The sequence below is a fragment of the Cellulomonas flavigena DSM 20109 genome (assembly GCF_000092865.1).
GTDB lineage: Bacteria > Actinomycetota > Actinomycetes > Actinomycetales > Cellulomonadaceae > Cellulomonas > Cellulomonas flavigena.
The window spans coordinates 1,006,075-1,020,350 of sequence record NC_014151.1 but is presented as its reverse complement, the minus strand read 5'-3'; the positions used below and the strand labels follow the sequence as shown (position 1 = coordinate 1,020,350).

At 74.1% G+C, this 14,276-nt stretch carries 13 protein-coding genes; 7 read left to right on the top strand and 6 right to left on the bottom strand.

The window, feature by feature from the left end; genetic code table 11:
* Positions 1-8: 8 nt before the first annotated feature.
* Positions 9-887: a CPBP family intramembrane glutamic endopeptidase gene (locus tag CFLA_RS04675; RefSeq protein ID WP_013116173.1), complete on the top strand. Its 879-nt coding sequence runs from the start codon at positions 9-11 to the stop codon at positions 885-887.
* A 26-nt stretch (positions 888-913) separates the two neighbouring features.
* Positions 914-2,185 carry an FAD-binding protein gene (locus CFLA_RS04670; RefSeq protein WP_013116172.1) on the top strand — a complete coding sequence of 424 codons (1,272 nt, stop codon included), beginning with the start codon at positions 914-916 and terminating at the stop codon, positions 2,183-2,185.
* 137 nt (positions 2,186-2,322) lie between these two features.
* Here CFLA_RS04670 and CFLA_RS04665 read toward each other — a convergent pair whose 3' ends face one another.
* Positions 2,323-2,727 carry an FKBP-type peptidyl-prolyl cis-trans isomerase gene (locus CFLA_RS04665; RefSeq protein ID WP_013116171.1) on the bottom strand — a complete coding sequence of 135 codons (405 nt, stop codon included), beginning with the start codon at positions 2,725-2,727 and terminating at the stop codon, positions 2,323-2,325.
* A 136-nt stretch (positions 2,728-2,863) separates the two neighbouring features.
* Here CFLA_RS04665 and CFLA_RS04660 point away from each other — a divergent pair, with 136 nt between their 5' ends.
* Complete coding sequence (locus CFLA_RS04660) at positions 2,864-3,721, top strand: alpha/beta fold hydrolase (RefSeq protein WP_013116170.1); 858 nt, start codon at positions 2,864-2,866, stop codon at positions 3,719-3,721.
* The gene (locus CFLA_RS04655) at positions 3,718-4,302 is read left to right on the top strand and encodes a TetR-like C-terminal domain-containing protein (protein ID WP_013116169.1); all 585 of its coding nucleotides are present in this window, start codon (positions 3,718-3,720) and stop codon (positions 4,300-4,302) included. The genes CFLA_RS04660 and CFLA_RS04655 overlap by 4 nt, the downstream gene beginning before the upstream one ends.
* A gap of 7 nt (positions 4,303-4,309) precedes the next feature.
* On the opposite strand, the gene CFLA_RS04650 is transcribed toward CFLA_RS04655, so the two are convergent.
* The 3 genes from CFLA_RS04650 to CFLA_RS20365 all read right to left on the bottom strand — a co-directional run bounded on the left by CFLA_RS04650 (position 4,310) and on the right by CFLA_RS20365 (position 7,660).
* Complete coding sequence (locus CFLA_RS04650; RefSeq protein WP_013116168.1) at positions 4,310-5,311, bottom strand: acetylxylan esterase; 1,002 nt, start codon at positions 5,309-5,311, stop codon at positions 4,310-4,312.
* An 83-nt stretch (positions 5,312-5,394) separates the two neighbouring features.
* Positions 5,395-6,801 carry a cystathionine beta-synthase gene (locus CFLA_RS04645; protein WP_013116167.1) on the bottom strand — a complete coding sequence of 469 codons (1,407 nt, stop codon included), beginning with the start codon at positions 6,799-6,801 and terminating at the stop codon, positions 5,395-5,397.
* 19 nt (positions 6,802-6,820) lie between these two features.
* Positions 6,821-7,660 carry a hypothetical protein gene (locus tag CFLA_RS20365; RefSeq protein ID WP_013116166.1) on the bottom strand — a complete coding sequence of 280 codons (840 nt, stop codon included), beginning with the start codon at positions 7,658-7,660 and terminating at the stop codon, positions 6,821-6,823.
* 3 nt (positions 7,661-7,663) lie between these two features.
* Here CFLA_RS20365 and CFLA_RS21245 point away from each other — a divergent pair, with 3 nt between their 5' ends.
* Positions 7,664-7,936, top strand: a complete 273-nt coding sequence (locus CFLA_RS21245; RefSeq protein ID WP_187291332.1) for a double zinc ribbon domain-containing protein — start codon at positions 7,664-7,666, stop codon at positions 7,934-7,936.
* 83 nt (positions 7,937-8,019) lie between these two features.
* Here CFLA_RS21245 and CFLA_RS04635 read toward each other — a convergent pair whose 3' ends face one another.
* A complete protein-coding gene (locus CFLA_RS04635; RefSeq protein WP_013116165.1) occupies positions 8,020-8,838 on the bottom strand; it encodes a Bax inhibitor-1/YccA family protein in 819 nt (272 codons plus the stop codon).
* Positions 8,839-9,069: 231 nt separating this feature from the next.
* Here CFLA_RS04635 and CFLA_RS04630 point away from each other — a divergent pair, with 231 nt between their 5' ends.
* Entirely contained in the window at positions 9,070-10,014 is a 945-nt protein-coding gene (locus tag CFLA_RS04630) for an ABC transporter ATP-binding protein (protein ID WP_013116164.1), read from the top strand.
* Entirely contained in the window at positions 10,011-10,862 is an 852-nt protein-coding gene (locus CFLA_RS04625; protein WP_013116163.1) for an ABC transporter permease subunit, read from the top strand. Before CFLA_RS04630 ends, CFLA_RS04625 begins: the two co-directional genes overlap by 4 nt.
* Before the next feature lie 186 nt (positions 10,863-11,048).
* On the opposite strand, the gene CFLA_RS04620 is transcribed toward CFLA_RS04625, so the two are convergent.
* Positions 11,049-14,171: an efflux RND transporter permease subunit gene (locus tag CFLA_RS04620; RefSeq protein ID WP_013116162.1), complete on the bottom strand. Its 3,123-nt coding sequence runs from the start codon at positions 14,169-14,171 to the stop codon at positions 11,049-11,051.
* Positions 14,172-14,276 lie beyond the last annotated feature (105 nt).

Below are 14,276 nucleotides of genomic sequence, written 5' to 3'. Positions count from 1 at the left end.
GTGTGCGGGTGGCAGACGACGAGGTGACCAGCCGGGGCGCGGTCGACGCACCCGAGCGCCCCGAGGCCCCTGCATGGGCGCGACAGCACGTCGCCGGGTGGCGGGTGGTCGCGGCGGCGCTCGTGTGCGGGTCGGCGGTGCTGATGTTCGCGATCCACGTACGGCCGCTGGCGTACGTGCCTCTCGTGCTCGGCGTCGTCCTGGGGTGGGCGGTCGACCGCGTGCTGGGGCGCGACCTGCTCGTCATCGCGGCGGGCATGTCGATCGTCAGCACCATCCCGCTGGCCGCCGACCTGTCGGACCTCGGCATGGTGCAGTTCACCATCGCGCTGTCGCTGGCCGTGGTGATCCCGTACCTGCTGTCCACGCACGTCAACGGCGACCGCGTCATCCGCTTCCCGTGGCGCACCGGCAAGCGCTGGAACCGCACGCAGTGGGCGTACCTGCTGTTCGTCGTCGGCGCCGGGTACCTGATCCTGCCGTTCTACTTCCTCGACTCCGGCGCGTACCGGAACTGGCCGACCGTGGTCGAGGGGCACGAGATCGCGCGGCTGTTCGTCGGGGTGAACGCCGTGGGCACGTGGGACGAGCTGTTCTTCGTCTGCACGGTGTTCGCGCTGCTGCGGCGGCACTTCGGCCTGTGGACGGCCAACGTGCTGCAGGCGCTGGTGTTCGTGTCGTTCCTGTGGGAGCTGGGCTACCGCGAGTGGGGCCCGCTGCTGACGATCCCGTTCGCGCTCATCCAGGGCTTCACGTTCAACCTCACCAAGTCCCTCACCTACGTGCTGGTCGTGCACCTGCTCTTCGACGCCGTCGTCTTCATGGTGCTCGTCCACGCCCACACGCCCGAGCTGTTCGACGTCTTCGTCACCGCGCCGGCTCGTTGACGACGCTGCCCCCCGAGGAGGACCCCATGACCGACGCCCTGACCACCTGGGCCGGCAGCCACACGTTCCGCGGCGGACCGGTCGTGCGTCCGCGGACGGTCGAGGAGGTCGCCGACGTCGTCGCCGGGGCGCGGCACGTGCGGGCGCTGGGCTCGCGGCACTCGTTCCACGACCTCGCGGACTCCCCCGGCACGCTCGTCGCGCTCGACCGCCTCGAGGTGCCCACGGTCATCGACCCCGACGCGGGCACCGTCACCGTGGGCGCGGGCGTGCGCTACGGCGAGCTCGCGCAGGACCTGCACGCGGCCGGCTGGGCGCTGCACACCATGGCGTCGCTGCCGCACATCGCGGTGGCGGGCACGGTCGCCACCGCGACGCACGGCTCGGGCGACACGGCGCCGAACCTGTCGTCGGCGGTACGGGGGCTCGAGATCGTGGGTGCCGGCGGCGAGGTGCGCACGCTCGGCCCCGACGACCCCGAGCTCGCGGGGTCGGTCGTCGCGCTGGGTGCCCTGGGCGTCGTGACGCGCGTGACGCTCGCGGTGCAGCCCACGTTCGACGTCGCGCAGGAGGTCTGGCTCGACCTGCCGTGGACCACGGCGCTCGACCGGTTCGACGCCCTGACGTCGTCCGCGTACTCCGTCAGCCTCTTCACGGACTGGACGGGCGACGCCGTGAAGCAGGTCTGGCGCAAGCACCGCGTCGACGGCGACGCGTGGACGCTCCCCGGGCCCGGTGAGGTGCTCGCGGGCGCCCGCCCGGCGCCCGGGCCGCAGCACCCCGTGCCCGGCCCCGACCCGGTGGCCTGCACGCAGCAGGGCGGCGTGCCGGGTGCGTGGCACGAGCGCCTGCCGCACTTCCGCCTCGACTTCACGCCGTCCGCGGGCGCCGAGCTGCAGTCCGAGTGGCTCGTGCCCCGGGCCCACGCGACGGCCGCGATCGACGCGCTGCGCGGCATCGGCCACGTGACGTCGCCGCTGCTGCTCGTCAGCGAGATCCGCACGGTGGCGGGCGACGACCTGTGGCTGTCGACCGCGCACGGCGGCGACCACGTGGCGCTGCACTTCACCTGGAAGCCGCTGCGCGCCGAGGTCGAGGCGGCGCTGCCGGTGATCGCGGCGGCGCTCGCACCGTTCGCGGCCCGCCCGCACTGGGGCAAGCTCTTCGCCGCCGACGCGGCCACGCTGCGCGGGCTCTACCCGCGGTGGGACGACCAGCTCGCGCTGATCGCCCGCCGCGACCCCGACGGGATCTTCGCCAACGACTTCCTCCGGCGGGTCGGACTGCGCCCGGCCTAGTCCGAGCCCGCGCCTCGCGAGGCACCACCCCCGAGGGGGCAGGGCTCGTCACGTCCGCGCGGGAACTGCACGTCCGGAGACGCACCGCGCCGCCGGTGCCCGTGGGCGGCCGGCGGCGCGGGGACGGCGAGGGGTGGTCAGCTGACGCCGACGATGTCCACCACGAACACGAGCGTGTCGCCGCCCTTGATGCCGGCCTGCGGCACGCCGCGGTCGCCGTAGGCGAGGTGCGACGGGATCGACAGCAGCACGCGCGAGCCGACCTGCTGGCCGACGAGCCCCTCGTCCCAGCCGGCGATGACGGCGCCGACGCCGATGGGGAAGCTGATGGACGAGCCCCGGTCGAAGGAGTTGTCGAAGACGCCTCCCTGCCACGACTGGCCGAGGTAGTGCACCTCGATGTCCTGGCCCGCCTCGACGAGCGCGCCGTCGCCGCGGCTGAGCACCACGACCTCGAGCTCACCGGACGGCGAGGCGTCCGGGAACGTCAGCGTGGGCTTGGTGCCGGGGGCACCCGAGACCTCGGGCAGCGCTGCGGCCATGTCGACTTCTCCTTCGGTGGATGACAGTGCCCGACCATCCTGCCCTGCCCGTGGCAGCGGCGCCGACCGGGCGGCCGTCCGCGCGGCGCGACGCCCGCCCCTCGACACCGTTGGCTAATAACATTAGCTTTGTGGCATGGCCCCCCTCCTCGTGATCCCCGACGGCACCGTCTCCTACGACGTCCACGGCCCCGCCGACGGCCCCACGGTCGTGCTCGTGCCCGGCCTCGGCGACCTGCGCAGCTCGTGGCGCGACCTCGTCGGCCCGCTCGTCGACGCCGGCCACCGCGTCGTCACCACCGACGTGCGCGGCCACGGCGACGGCACGCACGGCTTCACGCGGCACGGCGTCGAGCCCACGGCCGACGACGTCCGGGAGCTGCTCGACACGCTCGACGTCGACGCCGAGCACCCCGCCGTGCTCGTCGGCGCGTCGTTCGCCGCCGGTGCCGTGGCCCGCGTGGCGGCGCAGGACCCCGACCGCGTCCGCGGCGTCGTGCTCGTCGCGTACGCCGGCAACGGCGAGCCTGCCGGCCGCTCCGTGCGGCTCCAGATCCGTCTGCTGCTCGCCCGCCCCTGGGGCCCGCGGGCGTGGACGGGGTTCTACCGCAGCCTGCTGCGAGGCCGGAAGGCGGCATGGACCGACGCTCACCTGGCCGACCTGCGCCGCGCGCTCCGCGACCCCGCCGCCCTCGCGGACGTCCGCGCGCTCGCCCTCGCGCTCGTCGGCGGCGGTCACCGGACGCTGCTCGGCCAGGTCACCCGGCCCGTCCTCGTCGTCACCGGCACACTCGACCCCGAGCACCCCGACCCCACCGCGGCCCACGCCGCGACCATGGCCGCCGTCCCGCACGACGCGGTCACGGGCGTGCTCGTCCCCGAGGCCGGCCACTACCCGCAGCACCAGCGCCCCGACGTCGTCGTGCCCGCGCTGCTCGACTTCCTCGCAGGCCTGACCACCCGCGGTGACGTCACGCGCGGCGGGGTCGCGTGAGCCCCCGGGCGGGCCTCGACCGCTCCGCCGTCACCGAGCACGCGCTCGCCGTGGTCGACGACGGCGGCTCGCGGGCATGGGACACGCTGTCGCTCGCGGCCGTCGCCGCGCGCGCCGGCGTCGCCGTGCCGAGCCTCTACAAGCACGTCGAGGGCCTGCCGGGCCTGCGGCGCGAGGTCGCGCTGCGCGCGGTGACCGAGCTCGACGAGGTCGTCGCGGGCGCCACCGGCGCACCCGATCCGCAGCAGCGGCTGCGCGACGTCGCCCAGGCCATCCGCGCGTGGGCGCGCCGCCGCCCGGGGCGCTACCAGGCCGTGCAGGGCGGCTGGCTCGCGCACGCCGACGCGGCCGACGTCGCAGCCGTGGGTGCCAGGGTCGTCGCGCGGCTCTCGGACCTCGTCGCCGACCTCGGCGTGCCGTCCGAGCGCCGGATCGACGCCGTGCGCGCCGTGCGCGCCGCGGTGCACGGGTTCGTCGCGCTCGAGCTCGACGGTGGGTTCGGCATGCGCGAGGACGTCGACGTCAGCTTCGCGTACCTCGTCGACGGGATCGTCGCCGGGCTGCGCCGCACCGCGGCCTGACGACGCGTCAGCGCGCGAGCACCCCCGCGAGCCAGCGCAGCTGCGCGTCGAGCTGGAACCCGCCGCCGCCCTCGTGCTCGTTGAACTCGTACACCTCGATCGCCCGGTCCGGCCGCTGGTCCGCGAGCGCGCCGTAGTGGTTGTAGGCCGCGAAGACGGTCGACGGCGGGCAGATCGGGTCGCGCAGCGCCACGGAGAACAGCGTCGGGGCTGTCGCGCGGCGCGCGAGGTGCACGCCGTCGAGGTACGACAGCGTGCGCATGACGGCCGCCTTGCGCTCGCGGTTCACCGACAGGTAGCGCACGACCTCGTGGTACGGCTCGGCGTCGGTGATCGCGATCGCGCGCGGGACGTGGCAGAGGAACGGCACGTCGGGCATGACGGCCGCGAGGTCGGGCACCAGGCCCGCGACGGCGAGCGTCATGCCGCCGCCCTGGCTACCGCCCGTCACCGCGACGCGCGCGGGGTCGACACCGGGCAGCGCACGCACCGCCTCCACCGCGCGGACGCCGTCGGTGAAGACCCGCCGGTAGAAGTGCTCGGCCGGGTCGAGGATGCCGCGCGTGAGGAACCCCGAGACCTGCGGACCGCTGCCCGGGGCCGGGTCGGCGGTGTCGCCGCCGCTCCCCCAGTGCGACCCCTGCCCGCGCGTGTCCATGAGCAGGTGCACGTACCCCGCGGCGGCCCACGCCAGACGCTCGAGCGGCCGGCCGCGCCCACCTCCGTACCCGAGGAACTCCACGACCGCCGGCAGGGACGACCCGTCCGTCGCGGACCCCGCCGGGCGCGTCACCCACGCCTTGATCGGGTGCCCGCCGAACCCCGCGAACGTCAGGTCCTCCACGTCGACGAGCGTCAGCGGCGAGTCGTGCGGTGCACGCCGCACGTCGAGGTCGAACGCCCGGGTCTCCGCGAGCGTCGCCGCCCAGAACTCGTCGAGGTCCGCCGGCTCGTCGAGCTCCGGCAGGTAGCGCTCGAGCTCGGGCAGGGGAAGGTCGAACAGCGCCATCGCAGGGTCCTTCACGGGTACGGCCGGACGGGTCGCGCGATGCTAACCCGCCCGCGGGCCCGCCCCGCGGGACCTCGCGCGCGTCAGTGCGTGAGGAACCCCAGCAGGTCGTGACGCGTGAGCACGCCCACGGGACGCCCGTCGTCGACGACCATGAGCGCGTCCGCCTTCTCCAGCGCGGCGCGCGCGGCCTCCACCGGCTCGCCCGACCCGATGAGCGGCAGCGGGGGCGCCATGTGCTTGTCGACGCGGTCCGCAAGCGAGGCGGCCCCCGAGAACACCGCGTCGAGCAGCTCCCGCTCGCTCACGGACCCGGCGACCTCGCCGATCATCACGGGCGGCTCGGCGCCGACCACGGGCATCTGCGAGACACCGTACTCACGCAGGATCTCGATCGCGTCGCGCACCGACTCGGTCGGGTGCGTGTGGACCAGGTCGGGCAGCGCACCGTCCTTGGAACGCAGCACGTCCGCCACCGACGCACCGTCGCCCGCCGAGAGGAACCCGTACGACCGCATCCAGCCGTCGTTGAAGATCTTCGACAGGTAGCCGCGCCCACCGTCGGGGAGGATCACGACGTACACCGCGCGGGCCGCCGCCTCGGGGTCGCGCTCCTGCAGGTCGCGCGCGTGCCGCAGCGTCGCCTCGACGGCCATGCCGCAGGACCCGCCGACCAGCAGCCCCTCCTCGCGGGCCAGCCGGCGCGTCATGTCGAACGAGTCCGCGTCGGAGACCGCGATGATCTCGTCGGGCACCGCGGGGTCGTAGGCGGTCGGCCAGAAGTCCTCGCCGACACCCTCGACGAGGTAGGGGCGCCCGTCACCGCCGGAGTACACGGACCCTGCGGGGTCCGCACCGACGACGACCACGCGGCCACCGTCCGCGGCGGGCCGGTCGGCCGACACGTCCTTCAGGAAGCGTCCGGTGCCGGTGATCGTGCCGCCCGTGCCGACGCCGGCGACGAGGTGCGTGACGCGCCCGTCGGTGTCGGCCCAGATCTCCGGGCCCGTGCTCGCGTAGTGGCTCGCGGGACCGTTGACGTTGGCGTACTGGTTGGGCTTCCAGGCGCCGGGCGTCTCGCGCGTGATGCGGTCGGAGACCGAGTAGTACGAGTCCGGGTGGTCCGGCGGCACCGCGGTGGGCGTGACGACGACCTCCGCACCGTACGCGCGCAGCACGTCGCGCTTGTCCTGGCTGACCTTGTCCGGGCAGACGAACACGCAGCGGTAGCCCTTGCGCTGCGCGACGAGCGCGAGGCCGACGCCGGTGTTGCCGGACGTCGGCTCGACGATCGTGCCGCCGGGCTGCAGCTCGCCCGAGGCCTCGGCGGCCTCGATCATGCGCAGGGCGATGCGGTCCTTCACGGACCCGCCGGGGTTGAGGTACTCGACCTTGGCCAGGATGGTGGCGGTCAGGCCGGTGGTGACGGACGAGAGCCGGACGAGCGGGGTACCGCCGACGAGCTCGGAGACGTGCTGGGCGTACTTCACGCCCTCGATCCTCTCATCGTCACGGACGCGGCAGCGGCACCCCGACCAGCTCCTCGATCTCCGCGAGGTCGACACCCTGGCCCCAGTCCTCGTAGAACGTCGTCGACGTGCCGGTGGTCGTCTGCCCCGTGCCGTCGACCGCGGTCCCGGTCACGTCGAGCCGCGCCGTCGGGCCCGGCACGTCCGTCCAGACCACGAGCTCGGTCGTCGTCGCCGGGATCGCGGGGATCGGCTGGAACGGCCCGTCGGCGCGGATCGGCCACAGCGACGTCGTGGTGCCGTCCGCGAGCTCCACCTCGGCACGCTCCCCCACGGTGAAGCCGGGGGCGACGGCGATCATCGCGTACGTCATCCCCGGCTCGCTGGTCGTGCGGTACCCGTCGACGCCGTCAGCCGCGCGCATCTGCTCGGACGAGCCGCCCGGGTCGGCCTGCACCCACGTCCCGTCCGTGAACAGCCACCCGGTGTCGGGCGTCACCGCCACGGACGGCTCGCCGTTGCGCGAGCCGACCGCGTACAGCCCGCCGTCGACCAGCGCCCAGCGCTGGTCGGACACCTGGCCCTCGAGCCGGGACTCGAACCGCCCGCTGCCCGCCGCGCGGATGTAGTCGGTGAGGCAGGTCGCGAGGTCGACGCTCGCGATCCGTGCCCCGGTCACGAGCTCGATCGCGGCGCACGACGCGGGCAGGGCGGGGGCCGCGGGCTCGGCCGGTGCGGTCGGCTCACCTCCGCCACCCGGGCCGCCGCCCGTGCCCCCGGCCGGGGCAGACGTGGTCGGCGCGGCGCCGGGCTCGCCGGCCGCGCACGCCGTGAGCAGCAGCAACGCGGTGAGCGTGAGAACGGTGCGGGGCAGGCGCATGCGGTGACTTCCTCCGTGCGGGTGACCCGGGCGGGACCGGGTGATCTGTCCGCTAATGTCGCCGGGCGCCGTGCGCGCGTCAAGGAACCCGGGATCGACCTGCGCACGCGGTCGGTCGCGCGCTGCCCGTCGTGCAGCGCGCAGTCCGCAGGCGGCAGGTTCTGCCAGGAGTGCGGCAGCTCGCTCGCGGCCGAGCGCACGTGCGAGTCCTGCTCCGCGACCAACCCGGCGTCGGCGAGGTTCTGCAGCGGGTGCGGCACGCCGTCGGGGGCCTGACGCACCTCCTGCGCACGTGACGACGCCCCGCCGACCCGAGGGTCGGCGGGGCGTCGTCGTGCCCGTGCGTCGCGGTCGGACCGTCAGTCGCCGCGCAGGATCGCCAGCAGGCGCAGGAACTCGAGGTACAGCCAGACCAGCGTGACGATGAGACCGAACGCGGCCGCCCACGCGAACTTCGCGGGCACGCCCGCCTCCACGCCGCGCTTGATGGAGTCGAAGTCCATGATGAGGCTCATCGCAGCCAGGCCGACCGCGATGAGACCGACGGCGATGCCGAGCGGGCCACTGCGCAGCGGACCGAAGTCGCCCCCGCCGACGCCGAACAGCATGAGGCCGAGGTTGACCAGCGAGTACAGGGCGTACCCGGCGATCGCGATGAGCAGCGTGCGGCGGAACTTCGGCGTGACGCGGACCTTGCCGGAGCGGAAGAGGAACAACGAGACCGCGAAGACCGACAGGGTCGCCAGCACGGCCTGCGGCACGATGCCGTTCCACATGGTCTCGTAGATCGCGCTGATCCCGCCCAGGAACACGCCCTCAGCGGCCGCGTACAGCGTGATCAGCACGGGGCTCGGGTTCTTCTTGAACGCGTTGACCAGGCCGAGGACGAGGCCGACGAGCATGCCCACGATCCACAGCTGGGGCGCGACCACCCACGTCGCGGCACCGACGACCACGAGCAGCGCGAGCAGCCCGCCGGTCTTGACGATGACGTCGTCGTACGTGAGGCGGCCCGTCTCGCGCGTGGTCGCGGTGGGCGCGTCGTACATCTGCTCGAGGGTCGCCGCGTCGGTGGTCGCGGTGCCCCACGCGGGTGCCTGGGTGGTCGCGGGGCCGCCGCGGCCCTTGCCGCGGGGGTCCCCGAAGACGGGACTGTTGTTGAAGACGGGGTTGGTCATGCGACACCTCTGGTCGTGGCCGGCCGGGACAGGTCTTGTCGACGTCTGGCACAACGTAGCGGGTGCCCCGGACGTTCCCCACCGGGCGGGCCCGGAGAGTTCCGCCCACTGCCCTCGTTCTCGCGGATGAGCCGTCCGCGCCCCGGATCGGTCGCGGGAGGGTGCCGTGACCGCGGCGCACGGGAATAGCGTCGTCGGCATGAGAACACCGACGCCCACCCGGGGGACCCGATGATCGAGGCACAGGGACTGACCAAGCGCTACGGCAGCAAGACCGCCGTCGACGGCATCGACTTCACGGTGCGCCCCGGCCAGGTCACCGGCTTCCTGGGCCCCAACGGTGCGGGCAAGTCGACGACCATGCGGATGATCGTCGGTCTCGACCGGCCCAGCGCCGGGTCCGTGACCGTGGGGGGGCGCCCGTACCGGCAGCTGCGAGCCCCGCTCACCGAGGTCGGTGCCCTGCTCGAGGCGAAGGCCGTCCACCCCGGACGCACGGCCCGCAGCCACCTGCGCGTGCTCGCCGCGACGCACGGCATCAGCACCGCGCGCGTCGACGACGTCATCGACCTCGCCGGTCTCGGCCCGGTCGCGGACAAGCGCGTCAAGGGGTTCTCGCTCGGCATGGGCCAGCGCCTCGGCATCGCGGCCGCGCTGCTCGGCGACCCGCACACGCTCATCCTCGACGAGCCCGTCAACGGCCTCGACCCCGAGGGCGTCGCCTGGGTCCGCGGACTGGCGCGCAGCCTGGCCGCCGAGGGCCGGACCGTGTTCCTGTCGTCGCACCTCATGAGCGAGGTCGCGCTGACGGCCGACCGGCTGCTCGTCATCGGTCGCGGGCAGATCCTCGCCGAGGGCCCGGTGGACGAGGTCGTGGCACGCGCCACGACGTCCACGGTGGTCGTCCGCAGCCCGCAGGCCGGCGAGCTCGCCGCGCTCCTGGCAGGCCGGACCACGACCGTCACGTCGTCGGAGCCGCAGCTCCTCGAGGTCCACGGCCCGAGCGCCGCCGAGGTCGGCGAGCTCGCCGCCGCTCACCGCATCGTGCTGCACGAGCTGCACACGGTCACCGGCTCCCTCGAGCAGGCCTACCTGTCCCTGACGGCCGACGCCGTCGAGTACCACTCCGGCGCGCCCGCCGACGCGCCCGCGCAGACCTCGGAGGTCGTCCGATGAGCACCGCCACCGCACCCGCCGCACCGTCGGCCACCGCTGGCGCCCGCGTGACGTTCCCCCGCGTGCTCCACAGCGAGTGGCTGAAGCTCGTCTCGCTGCGCTCCACGTGGTGGACGCTCGGGATCGCGTTCGTGCTGCTCGCCGGCCTTCCCGTGATGCTCACCGCGGCGTCCGGAGCGGTCCCGGAGCTGGGGTCCGACGCCCCGGCAGGCAGCGCGGACGCGGTGTCCACGGTCGTCAACGGCGGCCTGCAGATGGGCTCGCTGGCGATCGTCGTCCTCGCCGCCCTGGTCGTGACGTCCGAGTACACGACCGGCTCGATCCGCTCGACGCTCGCCGCCGTCCCGACGCGGCTGCCGGTGCTCGTCGCCAAGCTCGTCACCGTCGTCACGGTGACGTTCGCCGTCGGTGTCCTGGCCTCCGCGGTGGCGTTCGGCGTCAGCGGGCTCATCGACGGCGACGTCGTGCCCGACTTCTCCGCCCCCGAGGTCACGCGGGTCGTCCTCGGCGGCCCGCTCGTGCTCGCCGGGATCGCCGCGTTCACGTTCGCGACGGGTGCGCTGCTGCGCAACACGGCGGCGACGATCGCCGTGGTGATGGGGCTGCTGCTCGTCGTCGAGAGCATCGTCAACCTCGTGCCGTGGAAGGCGTTCGAGTACGTCCGCCCGCTCCTGCCGTTCTCGGCGGGGTCGTCGGTCATGGCGACCCAGGAAGCGATCGACGCGAGCGCGGAGATGTTCCCGCGGGCGTTCGACACCGGCCCGTGGGGCGGTTACGCGATCCTTCTCGGCTGGGTCGCCGTCCTGTTCGTCGCCGCCACGGTGCGGCTGCGCGCGCGCGACGCCTGAGGCGTCCACGCACCACGCGGCGCACCACCGTCCTGGAGGGGGACGGTGGTGCGCCGCGGTCGTGCCGCCCCACACCCCACCCCCGCCGACCGGAACCCGACTCACCGGATGGCGGTCCACCCGGTGAGCCACGTTCCGCTCGGCGCTGCCCCACCCCCGCCGGCGGAGGGTGGGGCGGCCGGGACGTCAGGCCGTCGCGGCCCGTGCCCTCGCGTCACGGCGCGCCGCGCGCCGGGCCGCACCGCGCGCCCGGCCCCGCTCCACCAGCGTGTAGAGCACCGGGACGAGCACGAGCGTCAGCAGCGTCGAGGTGAACAGGCCGCCGATGACGACGATCGCGAGCGGCTGCGAGATGAACACGCCGCCGCCGGTGAGCCCGAGCGCCATGGGCACGAGCGCGAAGATCGTCGCCGCAGCCGTCATGAGGATGGGCCGCAGCCGCTTGCGCGAGCCCTCGGTCACCGCCTCGTCCAGGTCGCGGCCGCGCTCGCGGTACTGGTTGACGAGGTCGACCAGCACGATCGCGTTGGTGACGACGACACCGATGAGCATGAGCACGCCGATCAGCGCGGGCACGCCCAGCGGCGTCCCGGTGAGCAGCAGCCCCAGCAGCGCACCGGTGGCCGCGAACGGCACCGACACCATGAGGATCAGCGGCTGCAGCAGCGAGCGGAACGTCGCGACCATGACGACGTAGACGATGACGATCGCGATCAGCAGCGCGAGCCCGAGGTCCGCGAACGCGTCCTCCTGGTCGGCGGCGACACCGCCGACCTCCAGGCTCGCCCCCGGCGGCACGTCGACGTCCTCCAGCGCGGTCCGCAGGCGCTGCGTGAGCGCCCCCAGGTCCTGGTCGGCCGGCGTCGCGGACACCGTCGCGGCGCGGCGGCCGTCGATGCGCGTGGTCGACACCGGGACCTCGACCTGCTCGACCTCGGCGACGGCCGTCAACGGCACGAGACCCGTAGCGGTCGGCAGCACGAGCTGCTCGAGCTCGGCCACGGTCGTGGGGCCGGGCACGGTCACCACCGTGAGGTCCACCGGACCGGTGCCGAGGTCGACCGTCCCCACCGGCTGCGGGCTCATCAGCCCCGCGACGGTCCCGACCACGGCGGTCTCGGTGAGCCCGGCCGCGGCCGCGGCCTCGCGGTCCACCGTCACGCGCACCGTCGGCTGGTCCGCGGCCAGGTCGTTGACGACGTCCGTCGTGCCCTCGACCCCGGCGACGACGTCCCGCACCTCGGCCGCGAGCGCCGCCAGCTCCTCGGGGTCGTCGGCCTGCACGACGACGTCGACGGTCGACGAGCCGAACGCTGCGTCCGCCCCGGCCACGACGACGTCGCCCGCGACGTCCAGCGACCCGACCGCGTCGCGCACGTCCTGCGTGACGGCCTCGGTGTCCTCACCGTCGAGCGTGAGGGCGAACGTCGCGCGCGGCGCGCCGCCGCCGGAGAAGACCGACTCGATGCCGCCCGACGACCCGACGGTCGTCTGCACGGTCAGCACGCCGTCGACCTCGCCCAGGGCCTCCTCGACCTCGCGCGCCGCGGTGTCCTGCGCCTCGAGCGACGTCGCGGGCGCGAACGTCTGCGACACGGTGAGCGTGTCCTGGCCGCTGTCGCCGAGGAAGTTCGTCTCCAGCCGCGTCGCCAGCCCGACGGTGCCGCCGAACACCAGGAGTGCCACGACCACGGTGACCACCGGGTGCGCGAGCGAGGCCCGCAACGTCGCGAGGTAGCCGCGCTGCAGCGCCGAGCGCCGCTCCTTCTGCTCGGCCTCGGCGCGCACGCGCGCAGCCTGCTCGGGGTCCGGCGACCCCGCCCTGACGAACCAGTAGGCGAGCACCGGCACGATCGTCAGCGACACCAGCAGCGACGCTGCGAGCGCGATCGCCGTGGTGAACGCGAACGGCCGGAACAGCTCGCCCACCATGCCGCCGACCAGGCCGATCGGCAGGAAGACCGCGACGGTCGCGATCGTCGACGCGGTGATCGCCGCGGCCACCTCGCGCACGGCCGTGACGATCGCGTCGAGCTTGGCCTCGCCGTACGACAGGTGCCGCTTGATGTTCTCGATGACGACGATCGAGTCGTCCACGACGCGCCCGATCGCGATCGTCATGGCGCCGAGCGTGAGGATGTTGAGCGAGTAACCGGCGAGCTGCAGACCGATGAACGTCACGAGCAGCGACAGCGGGATGGAGATCGCCGAGACCAGCGTCGAGCGCAGCGACGCGAGGAACAGCAGGATCACCACGACGGCGAAGACCAGGCCAAGACCACCCTCGGTCGCCAGGCCCTCGATGGACTCCTCGATGAAGGGCGCCTGGTCGAACACGACCGCGACGTCGACGTCGTCGCCGAGCTGCGCGCGCAGCTCGGCCACCGCCTCCTGCGCGCCGTGGGACACGTCGACCGTGTTGCCCGCGGGCGTCTTGGTGAGGGACACCGCGAGCGCGGGCTCGCCGTCGAGGCGCGAGTAGCCGGTGGCCGGGACGGGCGCCAGGACCACCTCGGCGACGTCGCCGAGGGTGACGGGGGCCGCGGCACCCAGCAGCGGCAGCGCGCGCAGGTCGTCGAGCGACGTGATCTCCGAGCCGGCCTGCACCGACAGCGTGAGGTCGCCGTCGGCGACGGTGCCCGTGGGTAGCACGAGCCCGTTGTCCTGCAGCAGCGTCTGCACGGCGGCCGGCGACAGACCGGCGGCGGTCAGGGCGGGCAGGTCGAGCGTCACGGTGACGCCCTGCTCGGCGACGCCCGTCACGGCGACGGTCCGCACGCCGTCGACCTGCTCGAGGCGCTGCACCACCACGTCCTGCACGGCCCGCGCGAGCGCCGCCGCGGGCTCCTCGTCGTCGCGCACGTCGTCGGGCGTGCCGGCCACCGCGAGCTGCACCACGGGCAGGTCGTCGATCGAGCCGGTGAAGACGCTGGGCTCGACGCCGTCGGGCAGTGTCGTGCGGATGCGGTCGACCGCCGTCTGGATCTGCTGGGCGCGGGCGTCGACGTCGACCCCGTAGGTCAGCTCGACGACCGTCGTCGACACCGACGTCGCGGACGTCGACGTCACGGACTCCACGTCCGCGATCCCCGCGAGCGCCTGCTCGATCGGCTCGGTCACCTGCTGCTCGACCAGCTCGGGCGACGACCCGGGATCGACCGCGACGACGAACGCCGTGGGGATCTGCAGCGACGGGATGAGCTCGGACTTTAGGGAGCCGAGGCTGGTCCAGCCGAGCACGGCGATCGCCACCGTCACGAGGGCGACGACGGACCTGTTGGCGAGCGAGAGCCGGGCGAGCCGGGACATGGGGGCCTCCGGGGCGACCGGGCGCAGCCGGTCCGGGCAGGGAAGGTGTCGACCGGGCGAACGCGCGACAGGGGCACTGGTGTTCCCGATCCGGGGGGTGACGTG

What these genes read in the sequence shown, in the direction of transcription:
- CFLA_RS04665 (WP_013116171.1), bottom strand. Translation starts at nt 2,727, where the DNA reads ATGGCCGCAGCGCTGCCCGAGGTCTCGGGTGCCCCCGGCACCAAGCCC.
- CFLA_RS20365 (WP_013116166.1), bottom strand. Translation starts at nt 7,660, where the DNA reads ATGCGCCTGCCCCGCACCGTTCTCACGCTCACCGCGTTGCTGCTGCTC.
- CFLA_RS04625 (WP_013116163.1), top strand. Translation starts at nt 10,011, where the DNA reads ATGAGCACCGCCACCGCACCCGCCGCACCGTCGGCCACCGCTGGCGCC.
- CFLA_RS04620 (WP_013116162.1), bottom strand. Translation starts at nt 14,171, where the DNA reads ATGTCCCGGCTCGCCCGGCTCTCGCTCGCCAACAGGTCCGTCGTCGCC.
- CFLA_RS04635 (WP_013116165.1), bottom strand. Translation starts at nt 8,838, where the DNA reads ATGACCAACCCCGTCTTCAACAACAGTCCCGTCTTCGGGGACCCCCGC.
- CFLA_RS04650 (WP_013116168.1), bottom strand. Translation starts at nt 5,311, where the DNA reads ATGGCGCTGTTCGACCTTCCCCTGCCCGAGCTCGAGCGCTACCTGCCG.
- CFLA_RS04670 (WP_013116172.1), top strand. Translation starts at nt 914, where the DNA reads ATGACCGACGCCCTGACCACCTGGGCCGGCAGCCACACGTTCCGCGGC.
- CFLA_RS04630 (WP_013116164.1), top strand. Translation starts at nt 9,070, where the DNA reads ATGATCGAGGCACAGGGACTGACCAAGCGCTACGGCAGCAAGACCGCC.
- CFLA_RS04660 (WP_013116170.1), top strand. Translation starts at nt 2,864, where the DNA reads ATGGCCCCCCTCCTCGTGATCCCCGACGGCACCGTCTCCTACGACGTC.